The 20,598-nt window shown below is 63.0% G+C and carries 17 protein-coding genes; 12 read left to right on the top strand and 5 right to left on the bottom strand.

From position 1 onward, the window contains the following. Positions 1-339: 339 nt before the first annotated feature. Positions 340-531 (bottom strand): cold-shock protein, encoded by a 192-nt coding sequence (locus OIS50_RS03730; protein WP_059070568.1) that lies wholly within the window; start codon positions 529-531, stop codon positions 340-342. 530 nt (positions 532-1,061) lie between these two features. After that, positions 1,062-1,802, bottom strand: coding sequence for a chromosomal replication initiator protein DnaA (locus tag OIS50_RS03725; RefSeq protein WP_264692987.1), 741 nt, complete (start codon positions 1,800-1,802; stop codon positions 1,062-1,064). Positions 1,803-1,891: 89 nt separating this feature from the next. Here OIS50_RS03725 and OIS50_RS03720 point away from each other — a divergent pair, with 89 nt between their 5' ends. The 3 genes from OIS50_RS03720 to OIS50_RS03710 are packed head-to-tail and all read left to right on the top strand — an operon-like array spanning position 1,892 to position 7,107. Then, complete coding sequence (locus OIS50_RS03720) at positions 1,892-2,320, top strand: acyl-CoA thioesterase (RefSeq protein ID WP_264692986.1); 429 nt, start codon at positions 1,892-1,894, stop codon at positions 2,318-2,320. Positions 2,321-2,361: 41 nt separating this feature from the next. Beyond that, positions 2,362-3,099 (top strand): hypothetical protein, encoded by a 738-nt coding sequence (locus OIS50_RS03715; protein WP_264692985.1) that lies wholly within the window; start codon positions 2,362-2,364, stop codon positions 3,097-3,099. Between the two features lie 48 nt (positions 3,100-3,147). Then, positions 3,148-7,107: a UvrD-helicase domain-containing protein gene (locus OIS50_RS03710; RefSeq protein ID WP_264692984.1), complete on the top strand. Its 3,960-nt coding sequence runs from the start codon at positions 3,148-3,150 to the stop codon at positions 7,105-7,107. Between the two features lie 196 nt (positions 7,108-7,303). Here the strand turns inward: OIS50_RS03710 and OIS50_RS03705 are convergent, their stop codons facing one another. From OIS50_RS03705 to OIS50_RS03695, 3 genes are all read right to left on the bottom strand, one after another. Continuing rightward, on the bottom strand, positions 7,304-7,831 hold the full coding sequence (locus tag OIS50_RS03705) for a vitamin K epoxide reductase family protein (protein WP_264692983.1): 528 nt from the start codon (positions 7,829-7,831) through the stop codon (positions 7,304-7,306). Between the two features lie 196 nt (positions 7,832-8,027). Beyond that, the gene (locus tag OIS50_RS03700) at positions 8,028-9,128 is read right to left on the bottom strand and encodes an outer membrane protein assembly factor (protein ID WP_264692982.1); all 1,101 of its coding nucleotides are present in this window, start codon (positions 9,126-9,128) and stop codon (positions 8,028-8,030) included. A gap of 11 nt (positions 9,129-9,139) precedes the next feature. Continuing rightward, positions 9,140-9,514, bottom strand: coding sequence for a transmembrane 220 family protein (locus OIS50_RS03695; protein WP_264692981.1), 375 nt, complete (start codon positions 9,512-9,514; stop codon positions 9,140-9,142). A gap of 142 nt (positions 9,515-9,656) precedes the next feature. Here OIS50_RS03695 and OIS50_RS03690 point away from each other — a divergent pair, with 142 nt between their 5' ends. The 9 genes from OIS50_RS03690 (at position 9,657) to OIS50_RS03650 (ending at position 20,453) form a co-directional block, all read left to right on the top strand. Then, positions 9,657-11,123: a PQQ-dependent sugar dehydrogenase gene (locus tag OIS50_RS03690; protein WP_264692980.1), complete on the top strand. Its 1,467-nt coding sequence runs from the start codon at positions 9,657-9,659 to the stop codon at positions 11,121-11,123. A 39-nt stretch (positions 11,124-11,162) separates the two neighbouring features. Next, positions 11,163-11,576, top strand: coding sequence for a c-type cytochrome (locus OIS50_RS03685; RefSeq protein WP_264692979.1), 414 nt, complete (start codon positions 11,163-11,165; stop codon positions 11,574-11,576). A 35-nt stretch (positions 11,577-11,611) separates the two neighbouring features. Next, complete coding sequence (locus OIS50_RS03680; RefSeq protein WP_264692978.1) at positions 11,612-12,130, top strand: GNAT family N-acetyltransferase; 519 nt, start codon at positions 11,612-11,614, stop codon at positions 12,128-12,130. A gap of 15 nt (positions 12,131-12,145) precedes the next feature. Continuing rightward, positions 12,146-12,466 (top strand): hypothetical protein, encoded by a 321-nt coding sequence (locus OIS50_RS03675; protein ID WP_264692977.1) that lies wholly within the window; start codon positions 12,146-12,148, stop codon positions 12,464-12,466. An 11-nt stretch (positions 12,467-12,477) separates the two neighbouring features. Beyond that, positions 12,478-13,017: a GNAT family N-acetyltransferase gene (locus OIS50_RS03670; protein ID WP_264692976.1), complete on the top strand. Its 540-nt coding sequence runs from the start codon at positions 12,478-12,480 to the stop codon at positions 13,015-13,017. A gap of 115 nt (positions 13,018-13,132) precedes the next feature. Next, positions 13,133-15,799: a gliding motility-associated C-terminal domain-containing protein gene (locus OIS50_RS03665; protein WP_264692975.1), complete on the top strand. Its 2,667-nt coding sequence runs from the start codon at positions 13,133-13,135 to the stop codon at positions 15,797-15,799. A 220-nt stretch (positions 15,800-16,019) separates the two neighbouring features. Further along, positions 16,020-19,136, top strand: coding sequence for a PD-(D/E)XK nuclease family protein (locus tag OIS50_RS03660; RefSeq protein WP_264692974.1), 3,117 nt, complete (start codon positions 16,020-16,022; stop codon positions 19,134-19,136). 389 nt (positions 19,137-19,525) lie between these two features. After that, positions 19,526-19,894 carry a SpoIIAA family protein gene (locus OIS50_RS03655; protein WP_264692973.1) on the top strand — a complete coding sequence of 123 codons (369 nt, stop codon included), beginning with the start codon at positions 19,526-19,528 and terminating at the stop codon, positions 19,892-19,894. A gap of 127 nt (positions 19,895-20,021) precedes the next feature. Continuing rightward, the gene (locus OIS50_RS03650) at positions 20,022-20,453 is read left to right on the top strand and encodes a nucleoside deaminase (protein ID WP_264692972.1); all 432 of its coding nucleotides are present in this window, start codon (positions 20,022-20,024) and stop codon (positions 20,451-20,453) included. Positions 20,454-20,598: the final 145 nt, after the last annotated feature.

Here is a 20,598-nt window from a genome sequence, read left to right as displayed (position 1 = left end):
TCTTAGTAGGGAGTGATAGAAACGGCAATCGAAACCAGCGCGTTCCTTTCCCTACGCAACACGAGAGGACAACGGACGACGACAGCAGACGAACTTCTTATTCTTATTTGAAAGCGGCAGACAACACTAACCGCCACGGCCGGGACGCGGACCGATTTACAATTGCGGGTGCAAAGATACTTAAATTATAATACAATTCAGAGCCACCCGCAAACGCAGGGCGCTTTATTTACGATGCGCAAGCCCGCTTTTCGCCTTGGCCGGTAAAAACAAAGCGACCTGCCCCAAAGGAGCAGGCCGCTTTGATCACGCTATATCCTTGTAGGATACGTCGGCTAACTAGGCGCGACGCACCTGCACGGCATTCAGCCCTTTGCGGCCTTCGGCCACTTCGAACTGCACTTTGTCGTTTTCGCGGATTTCGTCGATGAGACCAGTTACGTGGACGAAAATGTCCTGGCCGGTTGCATCGTTTTTGATGAAACCAAATCCTTTGGTCTCGTTGAAGAATTTTACCGTTCCTGTCTGCATGGTAAGGAGGTGATGAATAAATTATTTAAGCCGAATGGCAACAGCAGCCTGTGAAAGCAAAGAAAGGCAACACAGAGAAACGGAAGCAATTATTCTTAAACGCTGGTAAAGATATGCTTATTTATTTTTTGACAAAGCGGAGGCGTGTCACTTGTGCGGGGCTCCGCAAGCTGCCTAAGCGCTTGCAAGGCTTCATACATTCAGATTACCAATATCTTACAAACAAAATTAAAGCAATCTGACACGCCTCAAAAACCGAATTCTGTACCGAATTCATCCGTTTCATCGGTCTTCTACCGCTTGGTTTCCTGGTTCAGCGCACACCGACTAGCCAAGCCCTTAGCGCCAAAGTGGCTCGCCCCTGAACGTAGCGTTCATCTGTAATGGCGCAGCAGCCCAGCCAGACCTAATAAGTGATGCGCTGCGCCCGCCGCCCTCCCCTGCCCGGAGCCAAGCCCACACACGGTACCTAGGGCGGTAAATATAATCGGCGCCGGGGATGCCCCGGCGCCGATTGCGCATGGTTGGTATTAGCGCCGGCGGTGGTTGCCGCGGTCGTTGTCGTCGTCGTAGTGGTAGCGGCCGTCGCGGTCGTCGCGGGCCCGGTCGCGGCCGGGGTAGTCGTCGTTGGTTCGGCGATTATCGTCGCGGTAGCGGCCGCTTTGGCTGCTGCCGTCGTAGCTGTCGTGGCCGTACTGGTCGTTTATCTGCCGTACCCGCTCGCCGGGCGCCCCGTAGCCCGAGGGCCGTTCGCGGGCCGGGCGGTCGTCGCGGTCGTACGGGTCCTGGAAGCGGCGGCTATCGGGGCGGTCGGCTTCGTGGCCCCGCCGCCAGCGCTGGTCTTCGTCGAAGTAGTGGCCGCGGCCGCCGCGGTAGTCGCCTTCGTAGCGGTTAGAGCCCGGACCTAGGCCGCCCTGAAACGCGCTGGGGTTTTGCCGCTCGCGCGAGGTGCTAAACGAAGAGCGGTCGGCGCGGCCGTCGTAATATTCCGATTGCCGGCCGTAGCTAAAGGTGCCTGGGTCGCGGCCGTAGTCGCCGCGCGGCTGGCTGCGGTCGTAGTCGTTGTGCCGGTCGCCGCGGTCTTGGTAGTCGTGGTCGTAGCGGCTGCCTTCGGGGCCACGGTGCTGGCGCGGCTCGTAGCCGTCCCACCGGTCGTTGCCGTTGCGGCGGTTATCCTGCTGGCGGCGCTCGTTGTTGTTCCGGTTTTCGTTGCGGGGCTGATCACGCTCGCCGCGCGTCGGCCGATAATCGAAGTTCTGTTCGTAAGGCATGAACGTGAGGTGCATTGGTTGGTGCCTAGGTTTACTGCCCTGCCAAAGCGAAGGTTTCTGCGTAGAGTGTTCTTCCTTTGCTTACAACAATGCAACCAACGCCCTCCCCTTCGTCGGCTTTCCGCTTTTCGCGGCCCGTTACGGTTGTCGAATCGCACATTGACGCGCTTAACCACGTGAACAACGTGCAGTACGTGCAATGGATACAGGACATTGCCGGCTGGCACTGGCTTACGGCCTACCCCGCGGGCGAGCGGGAGCAGTACATTTGGGTAGTGATGGAGCACCACGTACGCTACCACAAACCCGCGCTCCTAGGTGATGAACTCCTACTGACCACTTGGGTAGGCGAAATGAAAGGCGCTACCTCGCAGCGCTTTACCCGCATTGAGCGCGTGGCCGACGGCGCCTTGCTGTGCGAAGCCGAAACCAAATGGGTGCTGCTCGATCCGCTGACACAACGGCCCAAACGCATCGAGCCGAGCGTGGTGGAAAGGATGCAGGGGCCGGTAGGATAAAGCCGTTTTCAGGCCTTACCTTTCGGGCTTTCGACAGCCTTATGTTAACTGCCCGCCGCGTCCGCAACCTCGCCCAAGCTCTGTCAGCTGCCGCTATCCTCTCGGGGTGCAGCTACGCCAAATCCAACCAGCAAGTGCTCATATCATCCGACTGCGGCATGAAATGGGAACGGGTGCCCGCTGGCGAGGCCGTACCCAAAGGCACCATGAACCCCTGCCACATGAAGGTGGTAATTCCGAACTTCCCCATGCAGGGCGACAGCCGGTTTATCACGAACCTGAAAGACCGGGTGCGGGCTTCGGTGCAGGTAGATTACGACTACACCATTGTCGATCCGCTGGCGTTCATCAGGCAGGCCAAGTACCTGGGCAAGGCCAACGCCCACGCCGACAGCCAGGAGGCGCTGCAACCTTCGGCCTTCGAAGGCGCCGAGAACATGGTGATTGATAAGCGCATCCGCGACGTGAGCAAGGCGCTGTTTCTGAACGAAGACATTGTGGAGCTGGATCAGGCCGAATTGGAAAGTCAATTACTGGTGCTCTCCAACAAAGCCCTGGAGCCCCTGGGCGTGCAGCTCAATTTCATTACGCTCACCTTCGACCTCGATGAGCAGACGCGCCAGGCCATCGACATCTCGACGGCCATGAAAATTTACGAAAGCCGCAACCTGGCCGAGTTGGGCAAGCAAGTGATGGTGCAGCGGGCCGGGGCTTCGCGCATTGTGGTGGAGCAAGCAAAACCCGCTTCGGCCACAACAACCGAGGATCAGGAGGAATAACGGATACCTCGGCCAGCCGACCTTCTACCAAGCATACCCCATCCTGCCATGCCCGCCACCTTCCGCATTTATTCCGCTTCTGCCGGCTCCGGCAAAACGTATCAGCTTACCAAGGAATACCTGCGGTTGGCCCTAGGTTCGGAAGACCCCGGGTACTACAAGACCATTCTGGCCATCACCTTCACCAACGCCGCCGCGGCCGAAATGAAGGAGCGTATTGTAGGCGCACTGCGCGGCTTTGCCTACCCCGGCACCGATGCCAAGGCCGACGGCATGCTGGCGGAGCTGGCCGAAGAGCTGGCCGCCGAGGGCCTGCTGCCGCGCGTGCTCGATACGCCCGAGCAGCGCCAGAACCTGCTGCGCAGCCGCGCCCAGCGCACCTTTAAGCTGGTGCTCTACCACTACGCCGATTTCGCCGTGAGCACCATCGACTCGTTTGTGCAGCGGGTGGTGCAGTCGTTTACGCGCGAGCTGGGCCTGCCCGCGGCGTTTGAGGTGGAGATGGACGACGAATCGGTGCTGCACGCGGCGGTGGCGCTCTTGCTCGACAAGGTAAACCGCGGCCCAGGCCACGAGCTGCTCACGCGCACCCTGCAGGATTACGCCCTCAGCAAAGCCGAAGAAGGCCGCAGCTGGAACACCCTGCCCGACGAGCTGATGCGCTTCGGCAAGTTTCTGCTGAACGAATCGGTGCACGAGGCCGTGGCGCAGCTGCAGAAAATGGAGCTGAAGGAATTCCGGACGCTGCACAAAACCCTGCGCCAACGCCGCGACGAACTCGAGAACCTGGTAAAAACCACCGCTGAGCGCGCCCTTGCGGCCCTGGAGCAGCACGGCGTAACGCCTGATTTGCTGGCCGGCGGCGAACGGGGCGTGTACACGCATTTCAAAAACTGGCGCCGCTGGCTCGAAGACGGCGACACCCCTACCGCCACCGCGCAAAAAGTGGCCGAAAGCGGCGTGTGGAGCAGCACTACCGGCAAGAAGGAGCCCAACAAAAGCCGGGTCGATGCCGTGCAGCCCGTTCTGCAGGAAGTGTTCGAGGAGCTGACCCTCATCCGGTTGCGCTACCTCAGCCAGTTTCTGCTGATGGAAGGCTTGTTGCCGCACCTTTTCCATGTGTCGCTCCTGAGCGAGCTAAGCAAAGCGGTGCAGCAGGTAAGCCAGGAGCGCAACGTGGTGCTCATCAGCGAGTTCAACCGCCGGTTGGCCAGCATTGTGCTGCGCGAGCCGGTGCCGTTTTTGTACGAGCGCCTGGGCGAGCGGTACCAGCATTTGCTGATCGACGAGTTTCAGGACACCTCGGAGCTGCAATGGAACAACCTGCTGCCCCTGGTCGAAAACGCCGTGGCCAACGGCTTTTTGTCGCTGGCCGTGGGCGATGCCAAACAAGCCATTTACCGCTGGCGCGGCGGCGAAATGGAGCAGATTCTGCGCTTGTACCAAGGCCAGACCGGGGCCCTCGTCGACAAAGCCCAGGACGAAGAAACCCGCGACTTGCTGGCCGGGCGCTACTTCACGCTGGAGCACGCGCTGGAGCCGGCTTCGCTGCAAACCAACTACCGCTCGGGCCCGCAGATCATCCAGTTCAACAACGATTTCTTCGCGCACGTCAGCCAGGGGCATCCGCAGTTTGGGCTGGTGCAGTCGATTTACGACGAGGGCGCTAAGCAGGTGGCGCCGGGTGAGGCCTCACCCCCCGGCCCCCTCTCCCGCGGAGAGGGGGAGCCAGCCATCAGCAAAGAAGCAGCCGCTGCGGCTCGCGCCTCCGCGGCTGAGCAGGAGGGCGCAGTTGGCGAATTTGTGATGACAGCCGACGTGAACAGCTGGGAACAAACGTCGTCGTTCGCCAAAACCATGCGCCGCGAACCCACGCCTGCCGAAGAAGCTCTTTGGCAGCAGCTGCGCGGCGGCAACCTAGGGGCAAAATTCCGTCGCCAACACGTTATCGGCCATTTCATTGTCGACTTCGTTTGCGTGTCGGCAATGCTGATCGTTGAGGTAGACGGTGCCGTGCACGGCGACCCGGAACAGGCTGATTACGACACTGGGCGCAGCTACGAATTGCAGGAACTGGGTTACCGGGTGCTGCGCTTCACCAATGAGCAGGTGCTGAACGATATGCCCAAGGTACTGGTCCAAATAAGCGAAGCCCTCAAGGCGGCGGAGGCGCTAGCCGAAGCCGCCGCCCCCGCCAGAACGGAATCGTCAGGCTCCCCCCTCTCCGCGGGAGAGGGGGGCCGGGGGGGTGAGGCCCACGTTGAGCTGCTCTTCACCCAGCCCGATGCCCCGGCGCGCATCTACAACCCCCGGGCCGGCGCTTACACCGAGGCGCCTTTGCCCGGCCACGCTGCCACCGATGCCCTCGACTACGAAGAAAGCACGCTGTACCTTACGCTGGCCTTGGTGGAGCAGGCGCTGGCCGATGGCTTCCGGCCCCAAGACGTTGCCGTGCTATGTCGCCGCCGCGACCAGTCGCGCCGCGTGGCTAAGTTTCTGAAAGAGCGCGGCTACGACATCATTTCGGCCGATTCGCTGTCGCTGGAGTTTGCCGAAGTGGTAAACCTGCTGGTGGCCATTTTGCGGGTGCTGCATCAGCCCGCCGACTCTTTGTCGCGGGTGGAGGCGCTGCTGCTCGTGGACAAAGTGGTGCGCGGCCTGCCGCCCACCCCCGACCGCGCCCGCATGATTGCCGACCTAGCAAAGCAGGACCGCTCTTTGCCCTTCTTCGACGAGCTGCGCCGCCTGGGGTATGATGTGCAGGAACGCCAAACCGGCAACCTCGATTTGTACGAGCTTAGCGAGAAGCTCATGGGTTTGTTTGGCCTGTTGCACCGCCGCGAAGAAAGCGAGTACCTGTTCCGTTTCCTCGACCTCACGCTGGAATACTCGCTGCGCTTCGGCAACAACCTGGGTAATTTCCTGGCTTACTGGGATCAGCGCAAGAGCAACCTGAGCATCAACGCCCCGGCCGGCCGCGACGCCATAACCATCACCACCGTGCACAAGGCCAAAGGCCTGGCCTACGGCGTGGTAATCGTTCCGTTTGCTGATTGGAGCCTGGAGCCCCGCCGCGGCGAGTACCTGTGGGGCCGACTCCCCGACGTCGACGACCGCCCCATTGCCGACATGCCGCCCGTGGCCGTGGTAACGCAGCGCGAAGCCCTGTACCAAACCGCCCTAGGTGAGCAATACTCCGTGGAGCGCGAGAAGACGTTTGTCGAGGCCCTGAACCTGCTGTACGTCGCCTTCACCCGTCCGCGCAACCGCCTCTACATCATCAGCCGCCGGCCCGATGGCGGCAAAACCTCCAAGGCCGACCTAGGGCCTGCTACCAATATAGCCCAGCTGCTGCACCGCTACCTGCTCGACCTGGGCCAGTGGAACGAGGAGCAGCTTGCCTACGTGCTCAGCCAAGGCGCTTTAGCAATTAATAACTATCAATTAGTAATTAATAATTATTTCCCGCTGCTCAACCTGGCCACGGCCGACTGGGAGCAGCGCCTGCGCCTGCGCCGCCACGCCACCACGGTATTCGACTTTTCGGAGCAGGAAAAGCAGCGCGACTGGAACCGCAAACTGCACTTTGCCCTGCGCCGCGTGCTTTCGGCGCAGGATGTGGAGCGCGTGGCGGGCCAACTCACGGCCGAGGGCCTGGTCAGCCGCCGCGAGCAACCCGAGCTGCTGCAGCGCTTGCACCGGCTGGTGCAGCGCCCCGCGCTGGTGCCGTACTTCCGCCCGGGCGTAGCCGCCGAAACCGAGCGCGAAATCCTCGTCGGCGGTGCCCCCCGCGAAGACTACAAACCCGACCGCGTGGTGTTTCAGCCCGAAATAGGCCCGGCGCCCGGCCGCGTCACGCTTATCGACTTCCGCCTGCCCCCGCCCGAAGACCGCCATCAGTACCTGCTGAAGCAGTACGGCCAGCTGTTTAAGCGCCTCGGCTACACCGATGTGCAGGGCTTGGTTTACTACTTTGAGACGGAGGAAGCGGTGGAATTTGCGTGCTGAGTTGCGGGTAGACTCGCAGGGTCAGCCCAGCGCTGTTTCTTTCTCATATTCTTTTCATCAGGCGCTGTATTGGCCCGTCCAGCATTGATTTTTAATCAGGGCACCGGATTCAGGCCCTGCCTTAAACCCAAACAAACACCCCGGCCCGGAAAGTTACTGCCTCCGGGCCGGGGTTTATTCTGCTATCAGCTTGTAGCTACACCTGCGCCACGCTGTTGGGGCCGGTGCCTTTCTGCAGGTTTTTTACTGACCGAATTACCTCGGGCACCGCTAAGGCCAACGACGCGAGCGAGGCTACGTTGGCCAGCTGGCAATAGAAGCACAGCTTTTTGTTTTCGGCCCATTCCTCTTGCGCCAGTTTCATGTTCGTCAGCACGTCGCTCAGGATTTTGGTGCCCATCATCAGTGGCAGCCAGGGCTTATTGAGGGCGCGGCTTTTGCCCCCGGCCGAGGCCAGGGCCGTGGTGATGCCGTAAGTCACGATCATGCCGGCGGCGTCGGGCGTATCGAGGCGCTTGTAGGCGTAGTTGGAGGCATCAACTTTATCGGAATCAAACACATCGAGGGGCGGATCGGGCAAGTGCCGGATGATGCCTGTTTGGTACAGCGTCACGATCTGACCTAGGGCCGCACCCAGCAACGACAAGCCGATAATCCAGCGGCGGCGCGTGAGGTCGGGCGTTTTTTCGAGGCGTAATTCCTGGCTGAGTTGCTGCGGATTCATGTAGCCGGCGGTTTAAGTTGAAACGATAACGTGCTTGCAGGGCGTACGCACCTGCCCCGCGTAGGTTGGCTGAGCATTAGGCTTTTGGATGATCGGGTGCGGCAGCACGAGCGAAAACCCTAGGTAGCGCCGGCCCCAGGGAGCGGCACGGGCTGGCGCCACCTAGGGCCGCAACGCGTAGCTGCTTGGTCAAGCCTCAAAACGCCTCGCCAAAAGCAATGTAAAAGCCGCTGCTGCCGTCCTGCCCGATGGCGTAATCGAGGCGGAGGTTGATGTTTTCGCGCCGATCCATCAGAAAGCGCAGGCCGGCCCCGGCGGTTGGTTTCAGCGCGTTCGGGCCGAAGCCGCCGAGGTTGCGGGCTACCTGCCCGCCGCCAGCGAAGGCCACCGCACCTAGGCGCTTGTACACCGGAAAGCGCAGTTCGGCCTGCGCAGCGGCGTACTGCCGGTCGCGGAAACGGCCGCGGTAGTAGCCGCGCATATCGGCCTCCGAGCCGAGCAGCGCCAGCATCCGGAAGGGTGGCTCGCCCGAGTGGAACACGCCCGTAACCTGCCCGGCCAGCACCACCCGCTTGCCCAGGCGCTGGTACCGGCGCACATCCAGCTCGTAGCGGGTAAAGCGGAAGTCGCTGCCCAGCCATCCGCCAAAAAACGTTTGCGCCAGGCGGGCGTAGCCGCGCCGTTGGGGATTTAGCAGGTTGTCACGGCCATCGTACACCAGCTCGTAGCCCGCCCCGCTCGAGGTGCCGCCGCGGCTGCCCACGGGTTGGCCGCCCTCCAGCAAGCCCCCGGCGGCCGGGCGCACGCCGTACAGGTGCTGCAACTGCACGCGTGGGCCCGCAAACACGTAGGGCCGCAGCTTGCGGAGGGCGGTGGCGCGCACCTCCACGCGGCGGCTATCTACCAGTTCCTTAGCCGATTCGGGCGACTGGTTGCCCACACCCCAGAAATACTCCGGAAAGCGCAGGTACGCCACCTGCCCCTGGCTTAGGTACTGCTCGCGGCGCAACAGCACCGTCCACTCGCCGCTGAAAATGCGTTGCCGGTTTTGCGTGAAATTGACCTCGAGCTTGGCGTTGGAGGTGCGCGTGAGGCTATCGTTCGGGTACAAGCGTAACGTAAACAACGCCACGGCCCCCAGGTAGCCGCGCGTTTCGGGCGCGTAGCCGATGGCCGGCACCGGTAGCACCCCCACCCGCCGCACTTTCGCCGAATCGGGGGCCCACGCGGGCGCCGTGGTGGCCGCGTGGGCCAGCAGCGGGCAGCCCAGCGTAAGGACCAGGGCTGCCAATTGCACAAACCGCCGCATTAGCCCTGAGACTCCAAACGGGCCACGAAGCTGCCGCGGCGTGCTTGCCCGAGCCAGCCCGCCACTGCCAGGCAGCCTGCGCAAATAAACAAGCCCAGGGCCTCGCGCGCATCCTCTATGGTGGTGCCGGGGTTCATCGGTCCGGTTACGCCATCGAACCGGGTAGGCCACCACCAGGCGCCCAGCCCTAGGTAGGCCACGGCCAGCAGGCCTGGCAGCCAGCGCGGCAACGGGCGGCGGGCGGCCCAGGCCAGGGTGGCGGCCGGCAGCAGGTACAGCGTAACCCACAGCAGCGGGTCGGGGTCGTTGAGCTGCAAGGCGGCAAACACCACCAGTAGCAGGCTGAGGGTGCCAAATAAGTAGCGGTAGCGCATAGCGGGCCGGGGTTGGTACAGCGGCAGTACGCTTGCCGCCAAAGCAAGGATGCAATTGCCGGCCACCGGGCACAACATCGGCCGCCCCCGGGCAGTATAGCTACCAATTGCCCTGTCGTATCAACCCTGTGAAGCGCTGACTATGAACGATTTTACGCCAACCCCGCGGGTGTTTCTGCCGCTGGCTCTTTTGCTCGCCACGGCCCTCAGCGGCTGCTACAAGCTGCGCGGCCACTACGGCGGCACGCAAACCTTCGAGCCGCTGGCCCGGCGCGTGGAGGCAACCGATGTGGCCGTGCCCGCCGGCTACCGCGTAGAGGCCGTAGCGCAGGGGCTCACCTACCCCACGGGCATTGCGTTTGACGAGCGCGGCACGCCCTACGTGCTCGAGGCCGGCTACTCGTACGGCGAGGTATGGACGGCCCCGCGCCTGCTGCGACTGGAGGCCGGCGGCCGCACCAGCGAGGTGTACGTAGGCGGCAAAAACGGCCCCTGGACAGGCGTAACCTACCACGACGGCAACTTCTACATTTCGGAAGGCGGCCAGCTGGAGGGCGGGCGCATTCTGCGCGTGTCGCCGCAGGGCCAAATGAGCGTGGTGGTGGATAAGCTGCCCAGCTACGGCGACCACCACACCAACATGCCCTTGGTGGGCCCCGATGGCTACCTGTACTTCGGGCAGGGCACAGCCACAAATTCGGGCGTGGTGGGCCCCGATAATGCCGACTACGGCTGGCTTACGCGCCGCCGCGAGTTCCACGACATTCCGTGCCAGGACATTACCCTCACGGGCGAAAACTTTCAGTCCGACAACCCGCTTACCGAGGCCAAAGACGACAAGATTACCACCGGCGCCTACGTGCCCTTTGGCACGGCCACTACCCAGGGGCAGGTTATTAAAGGCCAGCTACCCTGCACCGGCGCCATTATGCGCGTTTCGTTGCGCGGCGGCACGCCCGAGCTGGTGGCCTGGGGCCTGCGCAACCCCTTCGGCTTGGCTTACTCGCCCGACGGCCGCCTCTTCACCACCGAAAACGCCTACGATACCCGCGGCTCGCGGCCCGGCTACGGCTGCGGCGACGTGCTCTGGGAAATCAAGCCCGGCGCGTGGTACGGCTTCCCCGATTACTCGGCCGGCCAGCCCATGAACACCTCCGACTACGAAACGCCTAAGCGCGACCCCAAATTTTTGCTGGCCAAGCACCCGCAGCAGCCGCCTAAGCCTGCGGCCATCCTGGGCGTGCATTCGTCGTCGAACGGCTTCGATTTCTCGCGCGCGGCGGCCTTTGGGCATGTGGGCGAGGCGTTTGTGGCGCAGTTCGGCGACATGGCCCCCGAAGTTGGCCGCGTATACGGGCCCGTAGGCTACAAAGTGGTGCGCGTGAACCCCGCCACCGGGGCCGTGGAGGATTTTGTGGTGAACAAGGGCCGCACCAACGGCCCGGCCTCCGAAATTGGCAGCGCCGGCCTGGAGCGCCCCGTAGCAGCCCGCTTCGACCCCACCGGCTCGGCCCTGTACGTGGTCGATTTTGGCGTGATGCCCATGACGGAGCAAGGCCCCAGCCCCCGCAAGCAAACCGGCGTGGTCTGGAAGATTACCAAGCAGTAAAAGTTGGTTTCCGCAACGCACCCAACCCGCCCCAAAGCCATGAAGCAAGTTGTAAGCAAATTATGGGCCCCGGCCCTGCTCGGGCTGGCGCTGGCCGCCTGCTCCACCGCCCGCCGCAGCGAGCCCCTAGGTGGCAGCCTCAGCGTGGGCGGCAACGAGCAAGTGCAGCGGGGCCACCAGGTGTTTATGCTGAACTGCCAGAAGTGCCACCCCGGCGGCGAGGCCGGTGCCGGCCCGGCCCTCAACAACGTGCCGCTGCCCGGCGCCGCCCTGCGGTTTCGCATCCGCAGCCGGGCGTTTTTTGCGGGCGTAGGGCGCATGCCCTCGTTTAAGCAGCACGAAATCTCGGCCGAACAGCTCGACGACCTGGTAGCGTACATGAAGGCCCTGCGCCGCACCGCACCCGACAAAGCCCTGACCAGCGGCCCCGTACGTGCGCCCAAGAGCAAATAATCGGCACAATGGCGCCGCAAGGCTAACTTGCCCCCATGCTTACACTACCTGAAACCCGAAATTTAACACTCCGGCGCATCACGCCCGACGATTTTGATATTTACTACCTGCTGAATACCGAGCCGCAGATCATGGCGACAATCGGCCCCCCGAAAAGCGCGGAGGTAGTGCGTCAGTACTTGGATAACATGGCCGCCGATTACGAGCGTTGGCCCAACATGGGCCGTTTTCTCACGATCGAAAAGGCCTCGGGTGAAGTAGTAGGCCTGCATCTGCTGAAGCCCCTGGATCAGACGGAGCTTATCGAGGTAGGCTACCGCCTGCTGCCTGCTTTCTGGGGACGCGGCTACGCAACCGAAATGGCTAAAGCGCTGGTGCAGTACGGCTTTGAGCAGTTGAATTTGCCACAGGTGGTGGGCATCACTACCGATGCTAACATTGCCTCGCAGCACGTACTCGAAAAATGCGGTCTGCGCTTTCAGGGCATGGCCTACTACTACGGGGCTGAGCAGCGCTTCTACTCCGCCGACAACCCCAACCTTCCCGCCCAATAACAATTGCCGCCAGCCATGCCCAGCCAATTGCTGATGGTTGTTGAAAACAGTTTGCACCTGCCAGGGCTGGGCATGCTGGCCATGTCGGAGCAGCACCAGCAAAGCCTGCGGCGGTTTCCCATCCATGCCAACCTGGAGGTGGAGCTGCGTTTTGGCAACGGCCATACACTCACGGTGCCCGCTTCGGTGGAGGAGCTGCAACGCCCCGCCGACGACCTAGGGCCCGAGCAAGCGGCCGACTACGTGCTGCTCATCGAGTCGGATGGCGTGGGGGCGCTGCCCGGCGGCACGGCCGTGTGGCTGAGCGACACCTGTGCCGAAATCTACCACCTCTAGCTGCGCGTGCCTTGCCCACCATTCCGCTGCCCGAAACCGAGCGCCTGGCTCTGCGCCAGCTTACCCCGGCCGACCTCGATACCCTGCACCGCCTCGACTCCGACCCCGAGGTGATGCGCTACATCATTCCGCCGCGCACCTACGATGGCACCCGTGCTTACCTCGAGGAGCTGATAGCCAATTACCCGAAGTTTCCGGGCCTGGGGCGCTGGGCCGTAATCGAGAAAACCACCGGCGCGTTTGTGGGCGTGCACGTGCTCAAGCACCTCGAAGCCTCGGGCCACATCGAGGTGGGCTACCGCTTCTTCCCCGAGTATTGGGGCCGCGGCTACGCTACCGAAATGACCAAGGCCCTGCTGCGCTACGGCTTCGAGAACCTAGGGCTGCAGCAAATTGTGGGCGTTACCAACCCCGAAAACCGGGCATCGCAGCACGTGCTCGAAAAGTGCGGCCTGCGCTACCGGCACATGGCCGAATTTTACGGCGGGCCCGTGCGGTTTTACACCATCGACAATCCACTGCCAACAGCCCCCTCTGGCCCGCTAAGCTAGCGGACGAGCTTGCTGGTGCAGCGCGCAAAAAGGGGGCGGCCCTAGGTCTTCGGGGGCCGTTGGCAAGCTACCTTTGGGCAACCAATTGCTTTTTGTTGCTCCTATTCCTACCCCGGTGATCTTCTTTACTGATTTGCAGCTGCGCTGGCAAGGCGGGCTGCTGGTTTTGTGGTTGCTTATTGCTTATAGTGCACCCGCCCAAAACACCCCACCCACCAAACGCTGGGACATAACCCTGGGTGGCGCCGAACACGAATCACTCGAGCAGGTGCAGCAAACCCTCGACGGGGGATACTTGCTTGGCGGTACCTCTTCCTCCGGCTTATCGGCCGATAAAACACAGGCGCGCCCCGGTCTTTGGCTTGTCAAGCTTAACGAAAACGGCCAGAAACAGTGGGACTGGGTTTTCGGGCCTGCTGGCGGTGCCTCGCTCGACGACATGCAGCAAACCGCCGACGGCGGGTACGTGCTGGCAGGCACCTCCAACGCCGGCGTGAGCGGCGACAAATCGGAGCCCGGCCGCGGTGGCTACGATTACTGGATTATTCGGCTCGACGCGCAGGGCCGCAAGCTCTGGGACCGTACCCTGGGCGGCGACGATTACGACGTGCTTATGGCCATGCGCCAAACTTCCGACGGCGGTTTTGTGCTTGGGGGCCGCTCGTACTCGGGCCAATCGGGCGACAAGAGTGAGCCCGGCCGCGGCTCCTTGGATTACTGGGTAGTGAAACTCGACGCGCAAGGCCGCAAGCAGTGGGACCGCACCCTGGGCGGCGCCCAGCGCGAAGAATTTACCTGTCTGGAAGTTACCACCGACGGCGGCTGTATCGTGGGCGGCTTTTCGTTATCGGGCGTGGGAGCTGATAAAAGCCAGCCCATCCGCGGCTCCGTCGATTATTGGGTGGTGAAGCTCAGCGCCTCGGGTACCAAGCAGTGGGACCGTACCGTGGGCGGTGACCTTACCGACGTGCTCACCAAAATGCGCCAAACGCCCGACGGCGGCTACCTGCTGGCCGGCTTTTCCGAATCCAAGCGCTCGGGCGAGCGTACCGAGCCCAAGCTCGGCTGGGGCAGCGACTACTGGATTGTGAAGCTTGACGCCACCGGGGCCAAGCAGTGGGACTCGACCATTGGGAGCAGCGGCCACGACGAACTGCGCGCCCTGGCCCTCACGGCCGACGGCGGCTACTTGCTCGGCGGTGCCTCCGTGGGCAACGTATCGGGCCACAAAACGCAGCCCGCGATGGGGTTTCAGGATTGGTGGGTGGTAAAGCTCGACGGCCGCGGGCGCAAACAATGGGACCGCACCTACGGCGGCACCAGAGCCGATGAACTATACAGCATGCAGCAAACCGCCGACCTAGGATTTATCCTGGCCGGCTCGTCCGATTCGGGTATCTCGGCCGATAAGTCGCAGCCTGGCCGGGGCGGCTTCGATTTCTGGGCCCTGCGGCTGAACCCCACGCCCCCTGCCAGCGGCGCGCCCCGGGCCGAAATTCGGGGCGACTCGGTGCTGTGCCAGGAGCCGCTGCTGCTTACGGCCACCAGCAGCGTGCCCGCCGTCGGCTACCGCTGGAGCACGGGCGCTACCACGGCTAGCATCCGCCCCACGCAGCAGGGCACGTACTCGGTTGAGGTAAGATTTGCCGATGGCCGCACCGCCACCGATCAGCAGCTGGTATCGCTGCTGACTGCCGACGTACGCATTACAGGCGACACCACGCTTTGCCCCGGCACGCGGGCCCAACTCGTGGCAGCCGCCCCATATGCCACCGGCTACTACTGGAGCACCGGCGACAGCACGGCGCGCATCAGCATCAATCAGCCCGGCAACTACACTGTTACGGCTTATTTCGGTACTACTTGCTCGGCCAGCCGACAGGTGGTGGTACGAGGCCCCTCGGCGGCTATTGCGGGGCCCACTTTGCTGTGCCCAGGCACCAGCGCTACGCTTACGGCCGTGGCCCCGGGCGCCAGCGCCTTGCGGTGGAGCACCGGCGTCACCGCCCCCACCCTCACGATTACGCAGGCCGGCACCTACCGCCTCGAGGCGAGCTTTGCCAACGGCTGCGTGCTCACCAGCACGCACACCGTAGCGGCGGGCGCTACGGTGGCAGCCATCAGCGGCGACTCGCTGTTTTGCCCTGGCGGCAGTGTGCAGCTCACGGCCGTGGCCGCCGGGGCCACCGGCTACCGCTGGAGCACGGGTGCTACCACGCCCACGCTTACCGTAACCCAGCCGGGCTGGTACGCCGTGGAGGCTAGCTACAGCAACGGGTGCCGCACCACGGCCCGCATGCGCGTGCGCCAACTGCCGCCGCCCGTGGCTTTCGGCCTAGGTCGGGATACCACCATTTGCGCCGATGAGCCGCTTACCTTGCGGGCGCCCACGCATTTTGGCCCCGATGCGGCATACCTGTGGTCGGATGGCTCGCGGGGGCCGGAGTTGCGCGTAACCCAAAGCGGCGCCTACACCTTGCAAGTAACCACAGCCTGCGGCACGGTTAGCGCCTCGCGCAAAATAACCGTAACCGACTGCGCCCTGCTAGCAAACGTAATCACCCCGAACGGCGACCAGCACAACGATCGGTGGGTGCTGCACCACCTGCCACCGGGCCGCTACATCCTGGAGGTATTCAACCGCTGGGGCCAGCGCGTGTATCATTCCGCCGATTACCGCAACGACTGGGGCCCGGAGGCAGCAGCGGGCACCTACTACTACAAACTGCGCCACACCATCACCCAACAGGTGTACCAGGGCTGGGTAGAAGTGCTGCGGTAGGCAGCGGCCGGAACAGCCGGTGGGCAGGGCGAAATCAGGCGGAGGCGACTAATTTCGGCTATTACTGGCTGCGAATAGCAGCTTATCGGGCGTGCTGCCTCGCCCCTGCAGGCACGCGGCAGCACGCCCGCCGGTATTGGCTCAACGCGCTCCATCCAGGTCCAACAAACTTACGACCCGACCGGGCCGCACTTGGCCCCCGGCTGTATCTTTACCTGACATGACGCCCTCCGTATTGCCCGCCGCCTCGACGTTCTCACCTTCCGCCCCCGATGCCGCTGCGCTCCAACCGTTTCTGCGCCAGGCCGCGCAGGATTTGCTTAGCCGCTTTTCGGGCAGCGAACTGTCGGACCTAGTGGTGGTAGTGCCTACCCGCCGTGCGGTGGTGTACCTGAAAAACGAGCTGGCGCTGGCGGCCCCCAAGGGCGAGGCCATCTGGAGCCCTAGGGTAGCCTCCATGGAGGACTACATGGTGGAGCTGGCCGGCGTGCAGGTAGAAGAGCCCATTGCCTTGCAGCTCATGCTGTTCGACATTCTGCGGGAGCTCGACCCCAAGCTGGATTTCGACCTGTTCACGGGCTGGTCACGGCTGCTGCTCGACGACTTTTCGGCTCTCGACCAGAACCTCGCGGACCCCGCCGGTTTGTTCGAGTACCTCTCCGAAGCCAAGGCCCTGGAGCGCTGGGACCTAACCGACACGCCCACCCCGGCCTCGGCCACGGCGGCGTGGTTCCGTTTCTGGGACGACCTCGAGAAAGTCTACCGCCGCTTGCGCCGTCGCCTCAAAGACCAGGCCCTGGCCTACCCTGGCCTGGCATACCGCCTGGCCGTCGACCGCATGCAGAAGCGCCTGCAGGACGATGCGGCGCAGGTGCCGCAGCACATCTTCCTGGGCCTGGGCACGTTGTCGCGGGCCGAGCAGTACCTCATCCGTTTGCTGCTCAAGCAGGCCAAGGCCGAAGTACGCTTCGATACCGACCGGTTTTACCTCGATGGCGAGTCGCCGAATCGGGCCGGTTTGCCCTTCCGGCGCATTGCCGAGTACCTCGACCTAGGGCCCGCGGCCTTTGGCTTTGCCGAAACCGGCCCCGAGGATTTGCTGCGCACGTTGCCCCGCCAGATTCGCATGATTGGCGTGGCCAACAACTCGATGCAGGGCAAAGTAGCCGGGCAGCTGGTGGCCGAAGGGCTGCAAACCGCGCCCAACGCCTCGGTGGCCGTGGTGCTGCCCGACGAAACCTTGCTGCTGCCCGTGCTGCACGGCTTGCCGCCCGAGCAGGTGCCGCAGTTCAACGTAACCATGGGCCTAAGCTTCCGCAGCACGCCCCTGTTCAACCTCATCGACTTGCTGTTTGAGGTGCACCTCACGGGCGTGCGCGAAGGCGAAACCGGCCCCGATTACGGCGTGCGACGCTACCACCACCTCACGGTAACCAAGCTGCTGGCGCACCCCTTTTTGCGCCGCTACGAGCAATGGCTCGACCACCAGCCCGAGCAGCAGCCCTACCACGGCGTGCTCGACGACATCTGCCGCCAAATCGTGAAGCGCAATTCTGTGTTGCTTTCCGAAGATGAGCTGCGCGACCTAGGCCGGCACCACCCGCTGGTGGAGGCGCTGTTCCGCCCGTGGCGCAACTGCGACGACGTGGTGCGTGCCTGCTACGAAGTAATTGATTTGCTGCGCGATGTGTACCGCCAGGAGCACACCGCCATCGAGGCCGAGTACCTGTATCTGTTCTACACCCTCGTCCGTCAGCTCGATTCGGCTTTCGACTGCCGCGAGCAGCGCCCTTCGGTGCGCTCGTTCCGCCGCTTTTTGTACGAGCAGATGGGCCGCACGCGCCTGCCCTTTTCGGGCGAGCCGATCGCGCAGGTGCAGGTAATGGGTTTGCTCGAAACCCGCGCCCTGGATTTCGACCACATCATCATCCTGAGCTGCAACGAGAACATCCTGCCCGCGCCCAAGCGCAACACCTCGTTGTTCCCCTACGACGTGCTCACCAAGTACGGCATGCCCACCTACGCCGAGCACGAGGCCGCTACTTCGCACCAGTTCTGGCGCCTGTTGCAGCGGGCCCGGCGCGTCGATCTGGTGCATATTCTGCCGGGCTCGGAGGGCGTGCAGGCCGGCGAGCGGAGCCGCTTTTTGCTGCAGATCGAAAACGACTTAAGGATTCAGAACCCCAACCTCGAAGTGCTCGACCTGACCGCCTCGGCCACGGTTACGCCCGAAGGGTTTGAAGTAGGCGGCGAAGTAGCCCGCGGCTCGGCCACTGCCCCCGCAAACCAGTTGCCACTCGACCAGCACCTGACAACTGGCAACCGACAACTGACAACTCAAAAATACGAGGGCGACCTGGTGCTCGAGAAGGATTGGGAAATGCTGGGGGCCATTCGGGGGCTGCTCGAGCGGGGCTTGTCGGCCTCGGGCCTGAATCAGTTTCTCACCTGCTCGCTGCAGTTTTATTTCTCGCGGGTGGCCAAGTTTCAGGAGCAGGAAACCGTGGCCGAAGACCTAGGGGCCGACGTGTTTGGCACGGCCGTCCACTACGTGCTGGAGGAGCTGATGCGGCCCTACGTAACGGCCGGCCACGCCATCGGGGCCGACGACGTTGAATCGTGGAAGCCGCGCGTGGCCGATTTGCTGGAGCGTGGCCTCGCCCTCGACGACGGCAACGAAACCACCACCCCCCGCCAGCAACTGCCCGACGAAGGCCTGAACCACGTGCTGCGCGGCGTGGGCCGCCACCTGGTGCAGCGCTATTTGGATTCGCTGATTGCGCAAATCCAGGCCGATGGCCCCCTGAAAGTGGTTGGCCTGGAAGAACAGCTGCACGGCACCGTGTTTGTTGAAACCAAAGCCGGCGACCGGGTGGCGGTGCGCCTCATCGGTTTTGCCGACCGCATCGACGAGCTACCCGACGGCCGCCGCCGCATCATCGACTACAAAACCGGCTCGGTGCACGGCGCTTCGCTCAACCTGATGGGCGGCAGCCGCAGCAAACGCACCCCCCAGGAGGCCATCGAGCGCATGGTAACCGAAGCCGGCGGCGGAGCCGATAAAGTGCGGCAGCTCTGGCTTTACCGCCTGATGCTGGCCCAGCGCGGCTATGCCGCTGCCGATGCCGCCATCGTGCCCCTGCGCAGCCCCGACCCTGCCCCGCTCTCCGCCGACCTAGGGTTTCTGACGGCCGACGGCCAGCTGTTCGAGGAAACCAGCCAGCAGGTGCTCACCCGCCTCGTCGACCGCATGCTCGACCCCCAGGAGCCCATCCGCAAAACCGACGACCTGAACGTGTGCCAGTGGTGCCCCTACAAGGGCATCTGCGCTAGGTAGGAAAGGATGCTAGCGGCGCTTCAGCAATACGCATTGCTTTACTTGTGCCCAGGACTTATTGGCCTGTTGGCAACAGCTTGCTTAGCCGGTTTCTTAAGGAGGAGTGCTACACCTGCTAAACGCAAACGCCCATATTCGTCCTTTTTTGCGGCGACAGGTAGCGCAACCTTGGCTGTTCAGACTGTGCTGTACCTAGGCATGTGCTTTTCCTCGGTTGCTCACCACGATCAGCTCCCAGCAATACTATACGGCTGCCTGATTGTCAGCCCATTCGTATTTCCGCTCCTTTGGGGTTGGGTGTTCTGGTCGCGCTACTTCCTCTCGTAGCGAAGAATCAACCCTGTGGCCACCAACGCGTAACCAATGCAGTACTAATAATTGCCAAGGCCATGCTCCGAGCCGTTGATCATCCCGACCACAACCTCCTCACGTTCATCATCAACGGGCCCATTTCGCGGGCCGATTACGACCAGGTGGTGCCCGTGCTGGAGCAGAAAATTGCCCGCTGGAACAAGGTGAACGTGTGCGTGGAAGTGCGCCATTTCGACGGCATTTCGCTGCGGGCGCTGTGGGAGGAAATCCGGCAGGACATCAAGCACTACAAAGATTTTAACCGCGTGGCCGTGATTACCGAAGATAGCGCCCTGGTAAACGCCGCCGTGGGGTTGGGCACCAGCCTCACGCCGGCCCTCATCAAGCACTTTACCCCGCAGCAAAAGCAGTCGGCCGAAGACTGGGCCCGCGGGCAGGCATTTTAGCCCAGCTGCTTACTGCGCTTCTGCCGTTGCTCCCGGCCGGCTACTCGGCCGGCATCACCTAGGGCTGTCGGCCGCGCAACGGTGGGCTAGCTGCTACCTTTGCGGCCACAAAACCTATTTCTTTCCCATGGACGAATTCATGCAAGCCGCCATCGACGAAGCCCGCCTGGGCCGCTCCGAGGGTGGTATTCCGATTGGCTCGGTGCTGGTACGCAACGGCCAGATAGTAGCCAAAGGCCACAACAAGCGCGTGCAGGAAGGCTCCGCCATCAAGCACGGCGAAATGGACTGCCTCACCAACGCCGGCCGCCAAAGTACCTACCGCGACACCGTGATTTACAGCACCCTGATGCCTTGCTACATGTGCGCCGGCACCATCGTGCAGTTCAAAATTCCGAAGGTGATTGTGGGCGAATCGCGCACCTTCGACGGGGCCCGCGAGTTTATGGAAAGCCACGGCGTGGAAGTTATCGACCTCGACCTGCCCGAGTGCGTGCAGATGATGGAAGACTTCATCGCCGCCGAGCCCACGCTCTGGAACGAAGACATCGCCGAGTAACCCAGGAACCGGTTTGCTCACCGCAGCGCCCGCGCCGGCTTACAACAGTAGGCCGCGCGGGCGCTGCGTTTGCGGGCGGGCCAGCCCCACCGCTCAACCAGCCCAAAAACCCTGCGGACAGGTTGATGCGTAGGTTCAGCTGCCA

The organism is Hymenobacter sp. YIM 151858-1, from assembly GCF_025979705.1.
Classification (GTDB): domain Bacteria; phylum Bacteroidota; class Bacteroidia; order Cytophagales; family Hymenobacteraceae; genus Solirubrum.
Note: the sequence above shows the minus strand (reverse complement) of the source record. Positions and strands in the feature narration are given on the sequence as shown.